Below are 3132 nucleotides of genomic sequence, written 5' to 3'. Positions count from 1 at the left end.
TTTCGGTCACCATAAATGGCGACCCTACAAAGGATTGGCGCGTTTTTCGTAGGGTCGCCATTTATGGCGACCAATCAGCCCGCAATTTCACTTATGGCTAAATAAGCTCACATTTCCCCCCTTTAATCCGCGCTTTAGCCTGACCGGGTTTTGGCATTCTATGCTCAGAATTCCTGCCAGCTGAGGTACGTCGTGGCTGAAGAGAGTAACGAGGACAAAACAGAATCGCCCACGCCCCACCGACTTGAAAAAGCGCGTGAGGAGGGGCAGATTCCGCGTTCGCGCGAGCTGACTTCAGTGATGATGCTGTTGATTGGATTGCTGATCCTGTGGATTGGCGGCAACAGCATGGCGGAGCGTCTGGCGAGCATGGTCGCCACCGGTTTTCGTTTTGATCACGGCATGGTCAGCGATGACAAAGTCATCATCGGCCACATCGGCAGCCTGATTAAGCAGGCGGTGATCGCGCTGCTGCCGCTGATGGGCGGTTTGGTGGTAGTGGCGATTGCCGGACCGATGGCGCTGGGCGGCCTTAACTTCAGCGGTAAATCCATCAAGTTCGATCTCAAAAAGCTTAACCCGCTCACCGGTATCGGCCGCATGTTCTCCGGTCAAACCGCCGCTGAGCTGGTGAAGTCGATTATGAAGGCGGTGCTGGTGGGCATCGTCGCCGGTTGGTACATCTGGAGCCACTGGCAAGAGATGCTGCGTTTGATGAGTGAATCACCCATCAACGCGCTGCATCACGGTTTATCGATGATCGCCGCCTGCTGCGGGCTGATCATGCTCGGCCTGTTCCCGATGGTCGGCTTTGACGTGTTCTGGCAGCTTTATAGCTACTTCAAAAAGCTGAAGATGACGCGCCAGGAAATTCGTGACGAACACAAACAGAACGAAGGTGATCCGCACGTTAAAGGGCGCATTCGTCAGGCGATGCGCGCCGCCGCACGTCGACGCATGATGGCCGATGTGCCGAAAGCCGACGTTATCGTCACCAACCCAACGCACTACTCGGTGGCGCTGAAGTATCAGGAAGGCAAGATGAGCGCGCCGAAAGTGATTGCCAAAGGCGCAGGCGATATCGCGCTGAAAATTCGTGAGCTCGCCAAAGAGCACCGTATCCCGATTCTCGAAGCACCGCCGCTGGCGCGTGCGTTGTACCGACACACAGAAATTGGTCAGTTCATCCCCGGCGCGCTGTATGGCGCGGTGGCAGAAGTGCTGGCCTGGGTTTGGCAGCTGCGACGCTGGAAGCGCGAAGGCGGCCTGATTCCAAACAAACCAAAAAACCTGCCGGTTCCGGCAGACATGGACTTTGCAGGAGAGAACACTAACGATGGCTAATTTAGCCGAGAAGCTGCGTTTACCGGGCAACTTTAAAGACACGCAATGGCAGGTGCTGGCTGGGCCGGTACTGATCATGTTGATCCTGTCGATGATGGTGCTGCCGTTACCCGCATTCATTCTTGATCTGCTGTTCACCTTTAACATTGCGCTATCGATCATGGTGCTGCTGGTGGCGATGTTCACCCAGCGCACGCTGGAGTTCGCCGCATTCCCGACCATTCTGCTGTTCTCGACGCTGCTGCGTCTGGCGCTGAACGTCGCCTCAACCCGTATCATTTTGCTGGAAGGCCATACCGGTGCCGATGCTGCCGGACGCGTGGTGGAAGCCTTTGGTCACTTCCTCGTTGGCGGTAACTTCGCCATCGGTATCGTGGTGTTCATCATCCTCGTTATCATCAACTTCATGGTTATCACCAAGGGTGCGGGACGTATCGCTGAAGTCGGCGCGCGTTTTGTGCTGGATGGCATGCCAGGTAAGCAGATGGCGATCGATGCCGATCTCAACGCCGGTTTAATTGGCGAACAGGAAGCCAAACAGCGCCGTAGCGAAGTGACGCAGGAAGCCGACTTCTACGGCTCGATGGACGGTGCCAGTAAGTTCGTTCGTGGTGATGCTATCGCCGGTATCCTTATCATGGTGATTAACGTCATCGGCGGTCTGTTGGTCGGCGTGGTGCAGCACGGTATGGATCTTGGCCATGCGGGCGAAACCTACACGCTGTTGACCATCGGTGACGGTCTGGTGGCACAAATCCCAGCGCTGGTGATCTCCACCGCGGCGGGTGTCATCGTGACGCGCGTGGGCACGGATCAGGATGTCGGCGAACAGATGGTGACTCAACTGTTCAGAAACCCGCGCGTGCTGATGCTGAGTGGCGGCGTGATTGGTTTGCTGGGTCTGGTGCCGGGCATGCCAAACTTCGTGTTCCTGCTGTTTACCGCTTCACTGCTCGGTCTCGCCTGGTGGCTACGCGGTCGCGAAATGCAGCCGAAGAAACCCACCGAAGCCTCAAGCCTGGTGAAAACCCAGGAAACGCCGGCCACCGTGGAAGCGTCGTGGACCGATGTGCAGCTGGAAGATTCGCTGGGTATGGAAGTGGGATATCGCCTGATTCCGATGGTCGATCACCTGCAAAACGGCGAACTGCTGGGGCGTATCCGCAGTATTCGTAAGAAGGTGGCGCAGGAGGTCGGCTTCCTGCCGCCGGTGGTGCATATCCGTGACAACATGGAGCTGCCGCCCGCGCGTTACCGCATCCTGATGAAAGGCGTAGAAATTGGCAGCGGTGATGCTTACCCAGGCCGCTGGATGGCGATTAACCCGGGCACCGCCGCCGGTTCGCTGCCGGGCGAGCCGACCGTCGATCCGGCCTTTGGTCTGGCGGCGATCTGGATCGATAGCGCCCTGAAAGAGCAGGCGCAGATTCAGGGCTTTACCGTGGTCGAAGCCAGCACCGTGGTGGCGACGCACCTCAATCACCTGATTGGCCAATACGCCAGCGAGCTGTTTGGCCGTCAGGAAGCGCAGCAGCTGTTGGATCGCGTCACGCAAGAGATGCCGAAGCTGACCGAAGATCTGGTGCCGGGCGTCATCACCCTGACCACGCTGCACAAAGTGCTGCAAAACCTGCTGACCGAGCGCGTCTCGATTCGCGATATGCGCACCATTATTGAAACATTGGCGGAACATGCGCCGGTGCAGAACGATCCGCAAGAGCTCACCAGCGTTGTGCGTGTGGCGCTGGGACGGGCGATTACCCAACAGTGGTTCCCGGGCAACGGCGA

The 3132-nt window shown here is 57.8% G+C and carries 2 protein-coding genes; both read left to right on the top strand.

The window, feature by feature from the left end; genetic code table 11:
- The first annotated feature begins 192 nt into the window (after positions 1-192).
- Positions 193-1344 (top strand): flagellar biosynthesis protein FlhB, encoded by a 1152-nt coding sequence (gene flhB / locus RTY00_RS22630; RefSeq protein ID WP_256696644.1) that lies wholly within the window; start codon positions 193-195, stop codon positions 1342-1344.
- On the top strand, positions 1337-3132 hold a 1796-nt coding region (flhA, locus tag RTY00_RS22625; RefSeq protein WP_312666396.1), incomplete at its 3' end, for a flagellar biosynthesis protein FlhA. The genes flhB and flhA, both read left to right, overlap by 8 nt.

Origin of the sequence: Pantoea sp. CTOTU49201 (assembly GCF_032054795.1) — a bacterium.
GTDB lineage: Bacteria > Pseudomonadota > Gammaproteobacteria > Enterobacterales > Enterobacteriaceae > Pantoea > Pantoea symbiotica.
This window is presented reverse-complemented; position numbering and strand designations above follow the sequence as displayed.